Origin of the sequence: Paraburkholderia sp. RL18-085-BIA-A (genome assembly GCF_046027075.1) — a bacterium.
GTDB lineage: Bacteria > Pseudomonadota > Gammaproteobacteria > Burkholderiales > Burkholderiaceae > Paraburkholderia.
In genome coordinates, this window is sequence record NZ_JARESU010000487.1 from 1 (window position 1) to 984 (window position 984).

Genomic DNA, 984 nt, shown 5'->3' on the forward strand with positions numbered 1-984 from the left:
TTTCCTGCGCCTGCTGCGAGCGCTGCCCCGGGGCCACCGGGTCGCGCGTGGCCTTGGCCGCCTGGTCGGTTTCGCCAAACATCAATTCACGCCAGGCTTCGCGCATGTGCCACTCCACGTAATACGCGAGCATGCACAGCAGGAAGTGCGCGCGCACTCGATCAGCCGTGCGGTGGTGGATCGGTCGCACCTTCAGGTCCACTGTCTTCAGGCTGAGGAATGCGCGCTCCACGTTGGCCAGTGCCTTGTAGTTGCGCACGCAGTCGGCCGCCTCCATGCGCGCGGCATCGACCGAGGTGCGGATGATGTAGATGCCATCCAGCGCCGCCTCAGCGGCGATCGCCTCGTGCTGGCGCACGAAGGTGAAGCGGTTCTCGCCGATGTCCAATTCAAAGTGCTTGGCGACCTTGTACTGGTTGATCACCTTGCCCACGCGCAGCGCGATCGCCTCAGAGCCCCTGAGCCGACCTGCGTCCACGCGATCCTTGATCTGCTGCAGGTTGCGCTCGGTGGCACCGAGCAGCTCCTGGCGCTTGTGCGCGCGCCGCGCCGCCAGCTGCGGATTGCGGCACGCCACCAGCCGCTCGCCCGGATATTGCGGCGAAGCGATCTCCAACAGGTTGCGCTCATCGAATAGCCCCAGCTGCAGTTGGCCCTGCTCGACCAGGGTGCGGATCGACGCGCTCTTCAGTGCCGTGATCCAATCGATGCCTGTCGGAAGTCGTGCATCTGAAGGTTACCGATATCGACAGCAAGCGCATGGTGATCCGTGTGAACCAGGGGAAGAACCGTAAGGATCGCTACGTGATGCTCTCGCCGAGGCTGCTTGAAATCCTGCGAACGTACTGGCACGTTGCTCACCCGCGGGACTGGCTGTTTCCGGGCAACATTCCCGGACGGCCCATCAGCCGCGATGCCGTGGGCCAGGCATGCCAGCTTGCACGTAAGCGCAGCGGCATCACGAAACCCATCACACCGCATTCG

General features: G+C 64.0%; 2 protein-coding genes. One reads left to right on the forward strand and one right to left on the reverse strand.

The window, feature by feature from the left end; all coding sequences use genetic code 11:
• Nucleotides 1-709: IS1634 family transposase (locus tag P0D89_RS53420; RefSeq protein WP_459252692.1), on the reverse strand; the 709-nt coding region annotated here is incomplete at its 3' end.
• A 14-nt stretch (nt 710-723) separates the two neighbouring features.
• On the opposite strand from P0D89_RS53420, the gene P0D89_RS53425 reads away from it, so the two are divergent.
• Nucleotides 724-984 (forward strand): tyrosine-type recombinase/integrase (locus P0D89_RS53425; RefSeq protein WP_408379717.1); only part of this gene is annotated, 261 nt, incomplete at its 3' end.